This window comes from Thermogemmatispora sp. (assembly GCF_019683635.1).
In the GTDB taxonomy this organism is placed as follows: domain Bacteria; phylum Chloroflexota; class Ktedonobacteria; order Ktedonobacterales; family Ktedonobacteraceae; genus Thermogemmatispora.
In genome coordinates this window covers 1-16,661 of record NZ_JADGIA010000113.1, presented here as the reverse complement: position 1 = coordinate 16,661, position 16,661 = coordinate 1, and the positions used below count along the sequence as shown (strand labels likewise).

14 protein-coding genes are annotated in these 16,661 nt (G+C 61.3%); 7 read left to right on the top strand and 7 right to left on the bottom strand.

Annotated features, from left to right (window positions below; translation table 11 throughout):
* Positions 1-389 precede the first annotated feature (389 nt).
* Together IRZ31_RS13270 and IRZ31_RS13265 are read right to left on the bottom strand one after the other, a co-directional pair.
* Entirely contained in the window at positions 390-1,685 is a 1,296-nt protein-coding gene (locus IRZ31_RS13270) for a hypothetical protein (RefSeq protein WP_297154418.1), read from the bottom strand.
* A gap of 38 nt (positions 1,686-1,723) precedes the next feature.
* A complete protein-coding gene (locus IRZ31_RS13265; protein WP_297154416.1) occupies positions 1,724-3,847 on the bottom strand; it encodes a bacterial transcriptional activator domain-containing protein in 2,124 nt (707 codons plus the stop codon).
* Between the two features lie 733 nt (positions 3,848-4,580).
* Here IRZ31_RS13265 and IRZ31_RS13260 point away from each other — a divergent pair.
* The 5 genes from IRZ31_RS13260 (at position 4,581) to IRZ31_RS21400 (ending at position 6,766) form a co-directional block, all read left to right on the top strand.
* The gene (locus tag IRZ31_RS13260; protein ID WP_112427004.1) at positions 4,581-4,784 is read left to right on the top strand and encodes a hypothetical protein; all 204 of its coding nucleotides are present in this window, start codon (positions 4,581-4,583) and stop codon (positions 4,782-4,784) included.
* On the top strand, positions 4,781-5,668 hold the full coding sequence (locus tag IRZ31_RS13255) for a class I SAM-dependent methyltransferase (protein ID WP_297154414.1): 888 nt from the start codon (positions 4,781-4,783) through the stop codon (positions 5,666-5,668). Before IRZ31_RS13260 ends, IRZ31_RS13255 begins: the two co-directional genes overlap by 4 nt.
* A complete protein-coding gene (locus IRZ31_RS13250; RefSeq protein WP_146747113.1) occupies positions 5,665-6,198 on the top strand; it encodes a hypothetical protein in 534 nt (177 codons plus the stop codon). Before IRZ31_RS13255 ends, IRZ31_RS13250 begins: the two co-directional genes overlap by 4 nt.
* Before the next feature lie 137 nt (positions 6,199-6,335).
* Complete coding sequence (locus IRZ31_RS21405) at positions 6,336-6,542, top strand: type II toxin-antitoxin system HicA family toxin (protein ID WP_112427010.1); 207 nt, start codon at positions 6,336-6,338, stop codon at positions 6,540-6,542.
* The gene (locus tag IRZ31_RS21400) at positions 6,539-6,766 is read left to right on the top strand and encodes a type II toxin-antitoxin system HicB family antitoxin (protein WP_112427012.1); all 228 of its coding nucleotides are present in this window, start codon (positions 6,539-6,541) and stop codon (positions 6,764-6,766) included. Before IRZ31_RS21405 ends, IRZ31_RS21400 begins: the two co-directional genes overlap by 4 nt.
* A 278-nt stretch (positions 6,767-7,044) precedes the next feature.
* Here the strand turns inward: IRZ31_RS21400 and IRZ31_RS13245 are convergent, their stop codons facing one another.
* Positions 7,045-9,141 (bottom strand): alpha-ketoacid dehydrogenase subunit alpha/beta, encoded by a 2,097-nt coding sequence (locus tag IRZ31_RS13245; protein WP_297154411.1) that lies wholly within the window; start codon positions 9,139-9,141, stop codon positions 7,045-7,047.
* Between the two features lie 376 nt (positions 9,142-9,517).
* On the opposite strand from IRZ31_RS13245, the gene IRZ31_RS13240 reads away from it, so the two are divergent.
* A complete protein-coding gene (locus tag IRZ31_RS13240) occupies positions 9,518-10,480 on the top strand; it encodes a thiamine pyrophosphate-dependent dehydrogenase E1 component subunit alpha (RefSeq protein ID WP_297154409.1) in 963 nt (320 codons plus the stop codon).
* A gap of 6 nt (positions 10,481-10,486) precedes the next feature.
* A complete protein-coding gene (locus tag IRZ31_RS13235; protein WP_297154407.1) occupies positions 10,487-12,523 on the top strand; it encodes a beta-galactosidase in 2,037 nt (678 codons plus the stop codon).
* A gap of 65 nt (positions 12,524-12,588) precedes the next feature.
* Here the strand turns inward: IRZ31_RS13235 and IRZ31_RS13230 are convergent, their stop codons facing one another.
* From IRZ31_RS13230 to IRZ31_RS13215, 4 genes are all read right to left on the bottom strand, one after another.
* Positions 12,589-13,065: an NUDIX domain-containing protein gene (locus IRZ31_RS13230; protein WP_297154405.1), complete on the bottom strand. Its 477-nt coding sequence runs from the start codon at positions 13,063-13,065 to the stop codon at positions 12,589-12,591.
* Positions 13,066-13,146: 81 nt separating this feature from the next.
* Positions 13,147-14,286: an amidohydrolase family protein gene (locus tag IRZ31_RS13225; protein ID WP_297154403.1), complete on the bottom strand. Its 1,140-nt coding sequence runs from the start codon at positions 14,284-14,286 to the stop codon at positions 13,147-13,149.
* Positions 14,287-14,532: 246 nt separating this feature from the next.
* Positions 14,533-14,841 (bottom strand): TOBE domain-containing protein, encoded by a 309-nt coding sequence (locus IRZ31_RS13220; protein ID WP_297154401.1) that lies wholly within the window; start codon positions 14,839-14,841, stop codon positions 14,533-14,535.
* A 95-nt stretch (positions 14,842-14,936) separates the two neighbouring features.
* A complete protein-coding gene (locus IRZ31_RS13215) occupies positions 14,937-16,433 on the bottom strand; it encodes an aldehyde dehydrogenase family protein (protein WP_297154399.1) in 1,497 nt (498 codons plus the stop codon).
* Between the last annotated feature and the right edge of the window lie 228 nt (positions 16,434-16,661).

The following is a 16,661-nucleotide window of genomic DNA, read 5'->3' as shown; positions in this document are numbered from 1 at the left end:
GCCCTCTTCTGATATGTGTGGTATACTTCCGTCTATCAATCGCCGGTGTGGAGCACAAATATCGCTTTGCCGAGGCTTTTCATCACACAGGCATCTGACTGAAGCACATGAAAAACAGCGCGGGGTGCTCTCCCCGCGCTATTGCCTTGGCCCTCGGCTCAGCAAAATTCCGCCAGATCCGCACCCAGGCGTAGCACGTACAGATTGCGTGGAGCGAGTTGATATACTAGCCGGTAGAGGCGCCGTACATCGGCGATGCACTGCTGCGAATGGGCTAATCGAGCCAGGGAGAGCGCTTGCTCAGCTCGGTTAGCGCTCTCCTCTACTTCTTTACAAAAGAAAGCCTCGGAATGGTCTGGGGCTGATCTCCCTTGGGAGAGCTGCCCCGACTAGAGCAGGAGATCAGCCAACTCCAGCAGCCGTCGCTCAGATGGCCATACCTCCTTGGCGGCTTGCCAGGTAGCTCGCAGTTCTTGAAGGCGGCGACCACTCTGCAGCACACGCGCCTCCTGAGCAGCTTGAAGCAAACACAGAGCACAACGCTCTAGATCCTTTTCTGCGAGAGCTACCCGGGCCTGCCAGGTCATGGTTTCCACCTGCACTCGTAGGCTGAGAGACTCCCAAGGAAGAGCAGTCAACAGGTTCCAGGCGCGTTCAAGCAGACGGATATCGGAACGGCCTTGCGCATGCAATCCCTGGGCAAGCTCAAGATAGGCTTTGGCTTCAGGGAGGAATGGACGTCCTTCTATCACTGCCAAGAGTGGGTCTTCCTCGCTTGCCAGTGCTTGTTGCTCCTGCAGCTGCTCTAATGCCGTATGGGTTTCGCGTACTCTCCCTTGCTGGGCATAGGCTAATGCAGCACTGCTCAGTAGTAATGTTCTGGCGAGAGGAGTGGCCTGGTCTTCCACGCGAGCAGCTTCTTGTAAGAGAAGCTGCGCCCGTTCAGGCTGCCTGGCGTGGGTGAAAGTGTTCATCTGATAGCTGAGAAGGGCAATAAGGAGGCTTGCATCACCTAGCCGTCGGCTGGTCTGGAGAGCGGCACGTAGATGTAGGAAGCGCCCTGAGCTGTCGAGACGATTCCAGGCTAGATACGCGAGCATCCAATGGGCCTGGATCAGCAAGCGGCTGGCGATCTCTGCTGCAGCGGATGGATGATGGCGAGCAGCAAGGGTTTCTAGTGCAGGGACAAGGTGCAGCAAAGGAGCTTCAGCAAGGTGCCAGTCTGGTCCGTGCATTAGTGCCCGACAAGCTGCAATTCCTGCTGTCGCCGAAGAGAGAAACTGCTCAATGACCTGGTTCTGTTCCTCACGGAGGATGACTCCAACACTGCCTAGTGGGAGGGTAGCAAGGGCCAACAGTATTTGCCGGCGCGAGATGGCGTAATCACGGTCGTGATCTTGTGGTGGCACAGTGGCAAGCTCCTCCTGCAGACGGCGGCGCAGCTCGGCCCAGGCCGGCAGCTCCAGTCTGCCGTCGCTGCGCTCCAGGAAGGAGGCAAGCAGACCTTCGATGCGCCGCTGCTGCCACACGAACCAGAGCGGGCTACCAACGGACAACGGCAAGAATGGCAAGACTGGATCGGAAGAGGCCGGGGGCCAGAGGCCGCCAATCGAGCATGTGGGCACGGCTGGAGTGACCAGGCCGGGCCGCGCATCCTCCGCTACTTCGGCGATGAGCCATGTCATCCCCTCCCGCCGATTACAAGTCGAGCCGGTACCGTCGACTATCGGCTAATGAACAGATCAGTCAGCTCTTTCAGGGCGCGCTCATTGTGCCAGGGGTGATCTTCTGCACACACCTGGCGATAGAGTGCTGCTGCATCCTCCTGTAAACACTGGCTCCCTAACTCGGTCGCTCTGTGCATACATTCCATGAGCAGATAGGCGAAAGTCTCTTGCTCTTGCTGTATGAGCGCTGTCTTGGTCTCATCCAGGAGAATCTCCACCTGCAGACGGCTAGGAGTCGTTGCCATCGCTGGTATGGTTGCCAGCCGGCTATACGTTTGCCAGGCTTGTCGCGCATAGCCCTTCTCAGGAAAGCGCATGGCCAGGTGGAGATAGACCCGGCCTGTCCACAGTATAAGGTTATCTTCGTGAAAACGGAAGTCGGGGAGAGCTTCACTCTCGCCTTCCGGCTCAAACCGCTCGTGTGCCTCTCCGAGAAGACGCAACGCAGTTTCTTCGCGCCCCAGATAGGCCCAGGCTGTTGCCTGCAGACAAAGCACGCTGCTTTGCATCACGGAAGGGCAAGCAGCCAGTAGTGGTGTGGCTGGCTCCAAATGAGCCAGCATTGAAGGCACCTGAAGCCTATCATAATAGAAAGCCAGACTCAAGTCGCGCAAAGCCGCTACTTGCGCTGGTGCATGCCCGCTGCGAGCCGCCAGATGCACTGCTTTTCGCGAGAAGATCTGTTTGGCCCGACGGTCTCCCTGATGGTGAGCGGCAGCGATGCCCGCAATGCGGTTGGCTTCAGCAGCCAGGCGAGCAGCCAGGGAGTACAGCGATTTACCAGGCTGGGCCAGGTGCTCTAATAAGGGCAGATAGCGGGGAAGGATCTCTCGGACAATGTCAATGCCTTGGCTGTTGAGTAGCTGCCAGCAGGCAGCATTTGCAGCAGCGCACAGAGGCAGCATCTCCTCCACGGGTGGGAGACCATTGCTCGTCCTCGCCAGCGTGGTCAGTGGCAAAGCTGCCAGTGCGCCTAACATCTGTCGGCGCGAGATGGCGTAATCACGGTCGTGATCTTGTGGTGGCACAGTGGCAAGCTCCTCCTGCAGACGGCGGCGCAGCTCGGCCCAGGCCGGCAGCTCCAGTCTGCCGTCGCTGCGCTCCAGGAAGGAGGCAAGCAGACCTTCGATGCGCCGCTGCTGCCACACGAACCAGAGCGGGCTACCAACGGACAACGGCAAGAATGGCAAGACTGGATCGGAAGAGGCCGGGGGCCAGAGGCCGCCAATCGAGCATGTGGGCACGGCTGGAGTGACCAGGCCGGGCCGCGCATCCTCCGCTACTTCGGCTGTCTGCGTCAAGGATACCATATCGGAGGAGGACTTGACCAGGTTGAGCTGATCCCAGGAAGGAACGGAACCCCCCTGCAGGCGGAGACGCTCCGCCCAGGTCTCATAGCAGCGAAGAGCTTCCCGCTCCTGGCCCTGCAACAGCAGCAGACCGACCCAGTCGCGCAGGCTCTCCTCATCGAAAAGATCGGCCTCTAGAAGAGCACGGTACTGCTCACTGGCCAGCCACAAACGGCCTTGCCGGGCGTAGATCTGGGCCAGCCAGCGGCGGCACTGCCGCCGCATGGCTTCCCCGTGGAGCCGCGCCCCATGCACCCACAGGCCGCCCTCGTCTTCCAGCAATTCACCGCGGCTCAGATAGCTGAGGGCCTGCTCCAGCAGGGGGAGAGCCGCATCGGTGGTCCGGCCCAGCTGCTCGGCAGAAGCCAACAGCGCTTGAGAGGCATCATAGTCGGTCCAGATGAGGGACTGGTCGGCCAGGGCATAAGCGGACTCGATGGTGAGGACCAGGTCCTTACCGATGGCACGACGCAGCAGATTGATGGCGTTATAGAGAGTTTTGTCGAGAGAGAGAGCATCGTCGGGAGAGGACCACAGGTCGTCTTCCAGGGAGCAGCGGGAGAGCCGGCGAGAGGGTGCGAGCAAGAGGCGTTTGAAGACGGAGCGGGCGGAGCGCCCTTTGCCCCAGGCGTGCTTATCGAGGAGGCGCCAGGAGTGAGAAGGGTCACGGAGCCAGACCTGGAGGGGGCCGAAGAGGAAGACGCGAAGGCGGCAGGAAGGGGCAGGGGTCCAAGAAGGGGGAGAGGGTGATTGTGGGTGAGTTGGGACCATCGTCAACCTCCTCTACTACTGAGTGCAAAGCGGACGGGAGAGCCGGAAGGAGGGCGCTCCCGTGGAAGTAAGCGTAACAGGATAGACGAAGAGAAGTATGTCCATAGGATAAAGTGGGAGCGAGGGGAATGTCAAGGGTGGAAGGAAACAAGAGAAAGGAGCAGGTGGACAGGCAGGCAAGCAGTGTATGGAGAGGAGAAGGTGGAGCAGAGAGAAGCAGATGAGGCGATGGGCTGAACTGAGGCCAGGAGTGCATTATGAGCAAGCGCTCGTGATCAGCCTTGTTGGCCATATCACCCCAGCAAGGATCAGGTCGCGTTCCAGGAACACAGGGAGGGCTGGGACCACTGCCAGATCGCGTGAGGATTGGAGGCGACTGCTGTCAGAGGGCATCAATAGCCTCCACCGAGCTAACAGCAATCTCCTCTTTTCTCATCATTCAGATTCCGATGACGCTGAGCTACACCTGCCTCGCTCTGCCTCAGCAATGTCCAGTCTCAGCCTTCTCCATCCATCCACAGGCTCATCAGGTTCCGCTTCTCAACACTCCAATGAGAGCAAGCTCCCTGAAACAGGCTGCGTCATATGATCCTCTGAACCGCATGGAAAAAGTTCGAACAGGTTCTGAGAGGCCTCCTTTCCGCGCCTGACTATGCTGTCCCAGGAGCTTGAATCGCGATAGTCTTTGGCCTGCCATGAGCAGAAACTCACCCGGAAAGGAGACATGCGACCAATGGCCACGTCACCACAGCCTTTGACCGGCGCGCGCGAGCAGTCCTTGCCTTCCTGCCCGCGCTGTTGTCGGCAGAATACTATCGACCTGAATCAACCAGCCGTGATCCTCTCGCCTCAGCTTTCCTCTCCAGGCTGGTCCCAGCAGCTACGCCGCCTGCTCTCCCCAGCCCCAACATCAGAGCCACAGGAGGCCCGTGCATGATCCGTCACTGGCTCAATTACCTGTTGAACGCCCTTTCCACCGTCACCGCCCCTGGTCCCAACGCGCAGCCCGGAACGGCCCCCGGCGCCTTGACCCCGCCTGGTCCCGGCGATACCTACGTGCTGCCGCGCACACGCCAGGAACAGGACCGCCTCGACCTGCAACACTTCGCCCTGCGCCAGTTCCTCGGCAGCCACTTCCTGGCTCCCGTCCGCGACCCGCGCGCCATCCTCGACGTCGGCACCGGTACAGCTATCTGGCTGCGCGAGGCCGCCCGCCGCTGGCCTCACGCTCGCCTTATCGCTCTCGACAAAGACCTCTCTCTCCTGCGCACCCCCTTGCCGCCAAACTGTCAGCCCGTCCAGGCCGACCTGCTCAGTGGCCTCCCCTTCCCCGACTCCTCCTTCGACTACATCCATCAGCGTCTGCTCGTAGCCGCCATTCCCCTCACCGCCTGGCCGGGCGTCCTCAGCGACCTCCTGCGCGTCACCGCCTCGGGCGGCTGGCTCGAATTTATCGAAGCCACCGGCCAGGTCTTCCACGAGGGGCCACGCCAATCCCGCGTCCGCACCTGGTTTGAAACGCTGGCCGCCCGTCGCGGTCTCCATCTGACCGCCCCGCTTCAGATCCCCGACTGGCTGCGCTCTCTCGGTCTCCATCCCACCGTCCGCACCTACGAAACTCCCCTCTTCGGCAAAGCTCACGGCGCCCCCCTTTTCCGCCGCGACCTGCTCGCCTCCCTGCAGAGCGTCGCACCCATCCTGGCCGCCGTGAATCAGGTCCCCTTGAGCCTGGTCGAGGAGACCCTCGCCGCCCTGCCCTCCGAGTGGGAGCACCACCGCACCTGCTGCGGCCTCCTGACCGTCTGGGGGTGCAAGCCATGAGCCGCCGCCGTCGCCGACAGCCAGCCAGGCGCCGCCATCGCTCCACAAGCGCCCAGGTGACTGACCTTCCTCCTGTGCTCATTCCCGGGCCGCTAGAGTGGGTCCTGGCTGGACGCACCATCGAAGACCTCCAGCTCCTTACCATCACATTGCTCTCGCCGCGCGCTCAGCAACTCTGGCAGCGCTGGCAAGAGGACCGCGACCCAGGCTTTCCCAAGTCTGTCAGCTCACGCCTGAGCAAGAGCGACCGGCTCCTGCTCACGCTCCTGGTCGAACTGCAACAAGGCATGGAGCTGCTCCAGACCCGCTGTCAGGAAACCATCTCTCGCGACCCGGAACAGCCTATCTATTTCTACACGAGCGAGATCCCGCGCCTGCGCCGGCTGCTGAGCCTGAGTAACCGCCTGCTCAGTCAGGTACGCCAGCACAGCCCCGAACTGGCCACATTGCAGTTGCTCCTCGGTCAGCGCCTGATCCGCTACCTGGCCCGCACCCTGCGCGACCATCCTCGCCGCGAGCATCTCAATTGAGCCAGCAAAGCGACAAGCGGGGCTGGAGCTGGGCACTCCCTGTATAGTCAGGGTAGAGTAAGACCCTCAGACACCAATGCCGGGCGGGTTGATGGATTGCCGCCAAGGGGGTATACTCAAAAAGAAAAGGCTGTATCATGCCCCCGAAGATTAGACAGCTGAAAGCCAGCCTCATTCAGGCCGGCTTTTCAGCTCGTCCAGGAAAGGGCAGCCATACGGTTTGGCAACATCCACAGCTCCCAGGCTTTCACCTGACACTCGCTGGCAACGACGGAGACGACGCCAAACCCTATCAGCTGAAAGCAGTTCAAGCTGCACTCAGAAAGCTGAAAGATCTCTCATGAGTACGATCAACCCTAAGCATTACTCCATGTATATCCAATGGAGCGCAGAGGACCAGGCGTACGTGGTGACTGTGCCAGAGCTGCCCGGTTGCCAGACACACGGAAGCACCTATGAGGAAGCCATAAGACGGGGACAGGAAGCCATCGAGAGCTGGATCAGCGCAGCACTGGCCATGCGGGAACCTCTGCCCCCTCCCAGGACTCTGATCTCTCCCCCAGCCTAGCCCTCTGACCTCGGGGAGGCCCCCGGCCTTCCCAACCGCTGAACGGCACGGGGCGAGCGGCGCTGCTGTCTGCAGAAGCCATCGTCTCTCATCTTGGCGCGTCCAGCCCAGCCCATCTACTTTTACACCAGCGAGATCCCGCGCAGGAAGAGCATGGACAGAGCCACCCCAAAAGAATAAGGGAGCTACCAGCCACAGGCCATTTCATCCAGCAATACCTGTGAGCAGATAGCTCCCCGCTCGCTGTTCCTTCCTCACCAAAGCAGGCCCTGTGCCCCCTACTCGACCAGCAGCTCCTCCAGGCAGCGCTCAATCGTGCTGGCCGAAGGATAGTAGGCCGTCTCCTCCGGCTCATTATAGGGGGCCGCCGGCGCCGGCAGCGCCGAGATCAAGCGCGGCGTTGCATCCAGATCATAGAAACAATGCTCTACAATCCATGAATGTACATGGCGCGCGAAGCTTGTCAGATCTGGCTCCTCCGTCACCACCACCACGCGATTGGCCTCACGCACCGCGGCCTGCAGCGCCTCCTCATCGAAGGGCATCAGCGTCCGCAGATCCACAATCTCGATCGCCCCGCCATAGCGCTCGATCACACCGGCAGCGGCAATACAGGCCTCCAGTACCATCGTCCCCCAGCTCACGATCGCCACCCGCGGCGCTCCTTCGCCCAGGCGCAAGCGGCGCGCCTTGCCGATCGGCAGCGTATAATAGCCCTCGGGCACCTGCCAATACTGGGCGATGGCCTCAATCGGGCGCCCGTGGCGATCCTTGGGCGGCTCCGAGCGATAGAGGCGCCCACGCTCCAGAAAGACCACCGGCGACTGTGAGCGCGCCGCCTCCAGCAACAGCCCCTTGGCATCGAAAGGCGTCGCCGGGCAGAGCGTAATCATCCCTGGCACATTCGTAAACCACTGCTCGCCCGCATTCGAATGACCAAAGGCCCCACCGCCGGCGGCACTGCTCGAAATGGGACCGCCTCCCCCGCTCCCCGACTTCGTGCGGATCAGCAACGGCACCCGCCAGTCACCGAAGTTCTGGTACGAGATGCGCGCCGCCAGCCGAATCGTCTGCGCCGCCGACTGATGATAGTCTACAAACTGGATCTCGGCGCAGCGCGCACGTCCATCGGCCATAGCCGCACCGGCAGCAATCCCGACAATCAACTGCTCATTGAGGGGGCTACTGATGGCTCTCCCAGGGAAATGCGTAACCAGCGAGGCAGTGGCGCCGAAGACGCCCCCTTTCGGACTGCCCACATCCTGCCCATAGACGAAGAACCCGGGGTCGCGCTGCGCCAGCTCGGCCAGCGCCTCATTAATCGCACCCAACATCGTTGTCGGGCGCTTTGCGCCACGTGGTGTATTTTCCTGCCACTGCGGAACATAGATCACATGTTGCAGGACTCGCTCGGGCGTCGGTTCCGGCTCCTGCAACACTCGCTCCTCGGCCTGCTGCAGCTCGGCCCGCACCTCACGACGCAGGCGCTCAAGATCTCTTTCCTGCAGATAGCCGTGCTCTACCAGCCAGCGACCATAGTTTGTGACCGGGTCCTTGGTCGCCTTGGTAAACTCGACCTCCTCCTTCTTGCGATAAGAATAGATGTCCGTGCTGCTGGAGTGAGGATCGAGCAGGCCGAGCTTCAGGTGCATCAAGGCTGGGCCCTGCCCCGAGCGCACATACTCAGCCAGGCGAGCGGTTGCCTCAAAGACCGGGATCGCGTTCGTGCCGTCTACCTCTTCGGCATAGATCCCGGCGGCTCGTGCCCACTCAACCAGCGAGCCGGCCCACTGAATCGAAGACTCGGTCGTGATGGCCCACCCATTATCTTCGATAATCATCAGGACCGGCAGGCGATGCACAGAAACCTGGCGGAACAAGACATTGAAATCGTTGGTCGCCACGCCGCCATCGCCGGTCGTGAAGACCACAATCTCCTTGCTCTCGCGCCGCTTGAGCGAGAAGGCCACCCCGCCAGCAAAGGGCGCTAGAGCCGCCACCTCGCTAAAGGTCGGTAGAATCCGATGGTGTCGGCTGCTGTAGTGCGAGGGCATGTTGCGACCGGCACACATCGGCCCCGTCGTGCGCGAGTAGGCTTCCCGCAGCGGACCATAGATATCGCCCGTCCGCTGCAGCCACGCCGCCAGGTCACGATAGTAGAGGGAGAGCCAGTCTTGCGGATCAACGGCAGCTACTACTGCGGCCATAGTCTCATGCCCGCCGCACCCAATATAGAAGGGAAACTTCCCTTGCGTCTTGCGCACTTTCAGCAGCTCATTGATGCTGCGCGCCATCAGCATGGTGCGGTAAAGCGCGACGGGATCATCAGGCCGCGCACCCGTTGTGGATTCCGCTGCCTGCACTTCCAGAGTCATTGCTACTGCCTCCAATCGTCTACGCTGACATCTCAACCCGGCTCCATCGTCCAGGGTTTTTTTCACTGGCATTATAGAATCGCCTCCCGCGAAAAGCAACCACTGGAGCCACAAGCTTCACCAGAATATCAGGCTGTGCAGGTAAAAAAGGCAGGAGATCAACCCCTTCTCTGTCCGACTGCTGATCAGCTAGTCGCTCTCAGCAAGCCGCTCCAGCTCCCTTTCTCTCTCCCCTTCCCTGGCCGCGCTATTGCTAGCCCTCGTAACGAGGGCGTATAATGGGCAGTGCATCTGGCGATGCACCGGCTTCCTTCTACAACCCTGCAAGAGAAGATCAAGGCGTGAATCGTATGAAAACGCACCTGGTGGTGTCGACGTGGAGCTAGCGACTACTCAGCCTTCACTATCCACGACGCAGTTACGCGACCTCTATCAGCGCATGTTGCTCACGCGCCTGGTTGACGGCTACTGCTGGCAACTCCACCAGAGTGGGCGCATCGGCTTCGTGGCCAGCTGCCGCGGTCACGAAGCGGCCCAGGTTGGCAGCGCCGCCTGCATCCGTCCGAGTTTCGACTTTACCTTGCCGTACTATCGAGATCTGGGAGTCGTGTTGACTCTCGGAATGACTCCCTACGAGATCTTCCGCACCTACCTGCAGGGCTGGCCAGGTAGTCTGACCAATCCCGACCAACGCCCCCACCGCCCTATCCAGCACTGGGGCTATCATAAGCACAATATGATTAGCGGCCCCGTCCCGGTGGCGACCCAGATTCTGCACGCCGCTGGCATCGCCTTCGCCTGCAAGCTGCGCAAAAGCTCCGCCGTGGCGATCGCCTACTGCGGCGATGGAGCAACTGCTGAGCCAGATTTTCTGGAAGGGCTGACCTTCGCCGCCCAGCAACGCCTGCCCGTCCTCTTCATCTGTGAGCAGGATTGCTCGCTCGATGCCCAGGTTTTTCGCCTCTCTCCCGCCCGTCTCCCCTCTGGTCTCACCTATCGCTGCGTTGACGGCAGCGATATCCGCGAGGTCTATGCATCCACCAGCGAGGCACTGGAGCTGGCTCGCGCCGGTCAGGGTCCGATCCTGCTGGAGATGCTGGTGACGCGCGGTTCCCCCGAGCAAGATGAGGCGGAGTGCGACCCGCTCTCCCACTGCCGGCGGTTGCTAGAGAGCAGTGGGGCCTGGGACGAGGTCTGGTACACCCAGCTTGCGGCCCGCCTGCGTGCCGAGGTCGAGCAAGCTCTAGAGGATGCCCTGCGTGACAGTCACCTGAGCGAGCCTGCTGAGATCCAGCCTGCCAATCCCGCACCCCAGCATCGCGCACGCGAAGGAGGATGATACCCTTTGTCACGCCAGACTAGCCGTTCTAGCGCGCCCTTTGAAACCTTGCTCTACGGGGCCGACTATAACCCAGAGCAGTGGCCCGCCTCGCTCTGGTCTGAAGATATGCGCTTGATGAAGCTGGCCGGCCTCAACATGGTCTCGATCAATATTTTCTCCTGGGCCTTGCTCGAACCGGCCCTTGATCAGTACGATTTCTCACAGCTCGATCGTGTCATGGATCTGCTGGCCGAACATGGAATCGCCGCCGACCTGGGCACGGCCACCGCCGCCCCTCCTCCCTGGATGAGCCGGCAGTATCCCGACATCCTGCCGATGACACGCGAGGGCCTGCGCTTCTCCCACGGCTCACGCCAGCATTTTTGTCCCAATAGCAAGAACTACCGTCGCGAGGCCGCCGAGCTGGTCCGCCAGCTGGCCCTGCGCTACCGCAAGCATCCTGCCCTGCGCCTCTGGCACGTCAACAATGAATATGGCTGCCACGTCCCGGCCTGCTACTGCGATAACTGCGCGGAGGCTTTCCGCTCCTGGCTTCAGCAGCGCTACGGCTCGCTGGAGGCCCTCAATGAGGCCTGGGGCACCACCTTCTGGGGCCAGCGCTATAGCCACTGGGAGGAGATCCTCCCCCCGCGCCTGACGCCGGCCCAGCCCTCCCCCAGTCTCTGCCTGGATTACCAGCGCTTCATGTCCGCCTCGCTACTGGAGTGCTTCTTGAACGAGGCGCGCATTCTGCGCGAGATCACGCCCCAGGTACCGGTGACGACCAACTTTATGGCAGGTTTTAAGCCCCTGGACTATTTCGCCTGGGCACCGCACCTGGACGTGATCGCCATTGATAACTACCCGGCCCCAAGCACGCCGCCCAGCGAGGTGGCTTTCACCCATGACTTGATGCGCTCTCTCAAGAACGGTCAGCCGCACCTGGTTATGGAGCAGGCCCCCGGCCCGGTCAACTGGCGTCCGCAGAATCCCCAGCGCCGCCCGGGCGAGCTGCGCCTGCAAAGCCTGCAAGCCGTGGCACGCGGGGCCGACGGCGTCCTCTATTTCCAGTGGCGCCAGTCGCGGGCCGGCGCCGAGAAGTTCCACAGCGCCATCGTCTCCCATGATGGCAGCGAGCGAGCGCGCATCTTTCGCGAGGTCGAGGAGATCGGCGCCGAACTGAAACAGCTCGCCCCACTGATCGTTGGCAGTCGTGTGCCTGCTCAGGTGGCCCTGCTGATGGACTGGGAAAACTGGTGGGCCGTGGAGTACCAGCCCGGCCCCAGCGATCGCCTCCGCTACTGGAACCTGCTCCTGTCCTATCATCAGCCACTCTATGCCTCGAATATCCCTGTGGCTGTGGTCTCGCCAGAGAGCAACTGGCAAGGCTACCGGCTGCTGGTCGCCCCCCTGCTCTATCTGCTGCGCCCGGGCCTGGCCCAGAAGCTGGAAACCTTCGTAGCTGAGGGCGGCATCCTGCTGACGACTTTCTTCAGCGGCATCGTCGATGCCAATGATCGCGTGGTGACCGGCGGCTATCCAGCTGAGCTGCGCCGGTTGCTGGGCCTGCGCGTGGCCGAGTTCGATCCCTGGACCGAGACCATGAGCAACACGCTGGTGATCGAAGAGGGTCCACTGCAGGGACGCTACGCCTGCAGTTTGTGGGGCGAGGTGCTGGAGTTGGAAGGGGCCCAGGCCCTCGGACGCTTTGCCAGCGATTATTATGCCGGCGGCCCCGCGCTGACTGTCCATCACTTTGGTCAGGGCCGCGCCTACTATCTGGCAACCCAGCCAGAAGAGGCTTTTCGGCGGCGGCTTCTGAGCCAGCTTTGCCAGGAGGCGGGCCTGACCCCACTCCTGGAAGCCCCCCCCGGCGTCGAGGTCTCGCGCCGCCTGACCTCAGATGGGCGTAGCATCTACTTTCTCCTGAACTATAACCAGCAGGAGGTCACGCTCTCTCTCCCCAGCGGCCATTTCCGCCAGCTGCCCCAGGGAGAGACGCGCAGCGGACAGGTGCACCTGGGTCCGCGCAGCGTTCTGGTCCTGGAGGCAGAAAGCTAGCCGGCCCAGCACGTTGCCTCACCGGGGCCTGGCCCCCGTCTTCCTTCAGGCCACTCTCCCGCTCGCTACGCCAGTCCCTGATCCTCGGCTGTGCTGCTGCGCTGCGCCCGCAGCACAGCCTCAGCCTGGTTGAGCAGGGCGTCCTCGATGCGCTGCCGATGCTTGGGCAGAGTGTTGACCGGCAGAGCCTGGGGTGGGAAATAGCGGCAATCGCGCGCCTCTTCGGTAGGGGTGAGCGCCCCGCCAACGACGCGGCAGCGGAAGGTCAAGACGACTTCTTGCTTCTGGGGCTTGGAGTAGACACCCACCAGCCGCTCGACAACCACCTCAAGCCCGGTCTCCTCACGTACCTCGCGCTGCACCGCCTCGTCGACCGTCTCTCCCAGCTCCATCCCTCCTCCAGGGAGATTCCACCAGTCGATGTCGTTGCGATGCACAAGCAAGACGCGTCCCTCGTCATCGAAAATGAGGGCAAAGACCCCCACCCGAAAGCGGGCCGGGCTGCTCGCCAACGCCTCTCCATCGGTCTCCTCGTTCTGCATGCTGTTCCTCCCAGACTGATAATGGCCCATGCACACACCTCAGTCCCCCAGGCGGCGCCTGTCGGCCTCTTCCGTCCCGGCTCAGTTGCCGAGGCCATAGAGCCGCCAGGCATTATCGTGCAGGATGAGCCGGGCCATATGTTGGGCCTGTTCATAGTCCAGCTCTTCCGCGTCAATCATCTCTTGCAGAACCTGGGCCAGAATCGAGCGCCCACGCAGGGCCGCCGCCCAGTGCATTTCTGGCAAATGAATGCCATCAGAGCTGTAGACGAGCTTGCTGGCAGGGGCCACCCCGAGCGCCTGGCGAGTAAAAGCCAGCATCTCAAGTTTATCAACAAAGGGGATGCAGTACGACAGATCGAAATAGACATGAGGGTAGATTGCCGCCAAATAGGCACCTAGCTGAACATAAGGATAGCTTTCATGGAGCAAGACAATAGCCATCCCTCGATAATCATCACGCTCCATGATGTTGCGCAGATGCAACGGGTTACCCAGCAGGAGATTGGTATCGCTATCGCCATACCCCGTATGGAACTGCACTGGCAGCCTTTGCTGGGAGGCATAGTGAAAGGCAACATGTAGTAAATAATCAAGCAACGGCTTATGATTGATACGCAGCGTGCCCTGACGCAGCCCCTCGGCTCGTGCCTGAGCAAAGGAGGCCACCGCCTCATCTTTGGTCCATTCCAGAATATTCAGGCCAGTGCGATAGGCTACGATACTTTTGAAGCCGCAGTAGCCACGTTCACGGATGGTGCTCACCTCCTGCTCATAGTGAGCCACCATCTCATCGAAGTCGCTGTAGGCCATGACGAGGCGCTGCATCAGCGGCTCCAGGCGGAAGAGCCTGGCGGCGCGACAGTGACCTAGCTCGCCCATCCGCTCCGGGGAATAAATGTGAGGGCCTTCAGGAAAGCCCGTATCGATGACCAGGGCGGCAAAGTTAGCATCCTGGAAGAGGCGCGCCAGGAGGTCATCGCTCTCCAAGGCATTGCGAGCAGCAATCAGCGCCTCTTCGCTCGCGGGACAGCCATAGAAGGCCGTCGCCTGGCGTACCAGCCAGAGGTAGTAAGCCGACTCGGCCACATGGCGCTGGGCGAAACTGGGATCAGCGGCTTCGGAGAAATAGCTACGGAAGCGTACCAGATCCATTTGCTGATCTAGCATGACCGGGTGGCAGTGATTATCAACGAGTGGTATATCGCTGAGATCGAGCATGGTAACCCTCGCGCGCTATCTTATGAACTGAGGTCGTCCCGCTCATAATAGCAGCCCCAGGGGTCAACAATCAAGCCCTTCAGGGCCAGCGCTCGCCCGCGCAGCCCCGGCCTCCCCCTTCGCGGTAGCAATAGCGCCAGCAGGCGAGCCGGCCCGTCAGGAAGGTGCTGACTAGTCAGTGCTCGACCAGACCATCCCCGATCACCTGCGAGACCAGCGTAGGCTCTCTGCAGTCCCAGTGGCTGCTCAGATCTCCTTGCCAACCATGACCTCGGTCGACTTGATGATCGCAACCACCCGATCACCTGGCTGCAGCTGCAGGCTCTCTGCTGAGGTGCGCGTGATAGCCGCAACCAGCTCCTGACCATCAGGCAGAGCGACCGTCACCTCTGCCATCACATCGCCCAGCTTGACCGCCTTGACCGTTGCCTGCAAGCGATTGCGCGCGCTAAACTGCAAAGTCATGATGCTTCGTCCCCCTTTCGCTTGGCACATCTGGGCCGCGAGCATGCTGCAACACGTCACCTGCTCGCCACCCACAAAGAGCGCGAGCATGGCAGCGCCTCCTTGCTTGCGAGGAGTTCCGCCATGCTCGCTCGTCGTTACGTTGCGCTTACACTAAACAATACGGCGCCAGTGCGCCCGAGGCTTCAGAGTCCAATACAGACTGATTTCACCTCAGTATAGTTCTCCAGGACCTCGTGGCCCATCTCGCGCCCCCAACCGGATTGTTTGTAACCACCGAAGGGTAAGGCAGCGTCAAAAACATTATAGCAGTTGATATAAACTGTACCGGCGCGCAGTTGCTGCGCCAGGCGATGCGCCTTACTGATATCGCGCGTCCAGATGCCAGCCGCCAGGCCGTAGATCGTATCGTTGGCCACCGGTGGGATCTCGTCCAGCTCCTTGATGGGCATCGCCGTGACCACCGGACCGAAGATCTCCTCTTGCACCACCTTCATATCCTGGCGCACATTGACCAGGACCGTCGGCTCAACAAAGTAGCCCTGGTCGCCGTGACGTCTGGCCCCACAGAGCGGCGTAGCGCCATCAGCCAGGCCGGCCTCGATGTAGCCAGAGACACGCTGCAGCTGCTCCTCGGAGACTAACGGCCCCATCTGCGTCTGCGGATCAAAACCCGGCCCCAGACGGATCTTCTTGGCCTCCTCGGCCACGCCTTCGACAACCCGATCAAAGACGTCCTGCTCGACGTAGAGGCGCGACCCAGCGCAGCAGCACTGGCCGTGGTTGAAAAAGATGGCATGAGCAGCACCCTTGATAGCGCGGTCAAGATCGCTGTCTTTGAGCACGATATTCGGCGATTTGCCGCCCAGCTCCAGGGTGACCTTCTTGAGATTGCCCGCGGCGGCATGGACGATGAGTTTGCCCACCTCGGTCGAGCCAGTGAAGGCAATCTTATCAACGTCGGGATGGGCCGCCAGGGCCGCACCAGCGGTCTCCCCAAAACCGGGCACGATGTTGACAACACCATCGGGGAAACCAGCCTCCTGGATCAGCTCACCCAGGCGCAGAGCCGAGAGCGGCGTCTGCTCCGCCGGCTTGAGAACAATAGTGCAGCCCGCGGCCAGCGCCGGGGCCAGCTTCCAGGCTGCCATCAAGAGGGGGAAATTCCAGGGGATAATCTGACCAACAACGCCTACCGGCTCGCGCAACGTGTAGGCGAAATACTCCCCGGGCGTGGAGATCGGAATGGTGTGGCCTTCGATCTTGGTCGCCCACCCCGACATGTAGCGGAACATGTCAACGGTTAGCGCAACGTCGCCGATGCGGGCGATGCGCAGGGGCTTGCCGTTGTCAAGCGATTCAAGCTGGGCAAATTCCTCACTGTGCTGCTCGATGAGATCGGCCAGCTTCCAGATCAGGCGCCCACGCTCCGAGGGCTTCATCTTGCGCCAGGGACCACTCTCGAAGCTGCGCCGCGCCGCCTGCACCGCCCGCTCAATGTCCTCCTTGTCTCCTTCAGCCACCTGCGCCAACACTTCGCCAGTGGCCGGATTGTAGACAGGAAAGGTCTTCCCCGAAGCGGCCTCTTCCCATTTCCCTCCAATGAAGAGTTTCTTTGGACCACTTGCGATGAAGGTCTGGACCTCCGGTAAGACAGCGACATTGCTTTCGGCCAGCGTCATGATCGTTCTCCTTCTTCGTTGCAGCTGGTTGACCGCGCCGTCCGTAACGCCTTGCTTGCATTCGGCCTGTCCTTCAGGGCCATCTCCCAAAAACGCCTCACAAAAGAAGAGTACCAATGCGATGAGCGCTAACCACGCTGAAACTCGCTCTGCTGGTGAAGACTGCCGTGACGACGAAGCGCGAAGTGGGCGGCAGTATCTTGCTCATCGATTGAGTACTCAATAATT

Coding starts and splice junctions, on each gene's coding strand:
- IRZ31_RS13225 (WP_297154403.1), bottom strand. CDS start 14,286: ATGCTCGATCTCAGCGATATACCACTCGTTGATAATCACTGCCACCCG.
- IRZ31_RS13260 (WP_112427004.1), top strand. CDS start 4,581: ATGGCCACGTCACCACAGCCTTTGACCGGCGCGCGCGAGCAGTCCTTG.
- IRZ31_RS13265 (WP_297154416.1), bottom strand. CDS start 3,847: ATGGTCCCAACTCACCCACAATCACCCTCTCCCCCTTCTTGGACCCCT.
- IRZ31_RS21405 (WP_112427010.1), top strand. CDS start 6,336: ATGCCCCCGAAGATTAGACAGCTGAAAGCCAGCCTCATTCAGGCCGGC.
- IRZ31_RS13230 (WP_297154405.1), bottom strand. CDS start 13,065: ATGCAGAACGAGGAGACCGATGGAGAGGCGTTGGCGAGCAGCCCGGCC.
- IRZ31_RS13270 (WP_297154418.1), bottom strand. CDS start 1,685: ATGACATGGCTCATCGCCGAAGTAGCGGAGGATGCGCGGCCCGGCCTG.
- IRZ31_RS13215 (WP_297154399.1), bottom strand. CDS start 16,433: ATGACGCTGGCCGAAAGCAATGTCGCTGTCTTACCGGAGGTCCAGACC.
- IRZ31_RS13245 (WP_297154411.1), bottom strand. CDS start 9,141: ATGACTCTGGAAGTGCAGGCAGCGGAATCCACAACGGGTGCGCGGCCT.
- IRZ31_RS13255 (WP_297154414.1), top strand. CDS start 4,781: ATGATCCGTCACTGGCTCAATTACCTGTTGAACGCCCTTTCCACCGTC.
- IRZ31_RS13250 (WP_146747113.1), top strand. CDS start 5,665: ATGAGCCGCCGCCGTCGCCGACAGCCAGCCAGGCGCCGCCATCGCTCC.
- IRZ31_RS21400 (WP_112427012.1), top strand. CDS start 6,539: ATGAGTACGATCAACCCTAAGCATTACTCCATGTATATCCAATGGAGC.
- IRZ31_RS13220 (WP_297154401.1), bottom strand. CDS start 14,841: ATGCTCGCGCTCTTTGTGGGTGGCGAGCAGGTGACGTGTTGCAGCATG.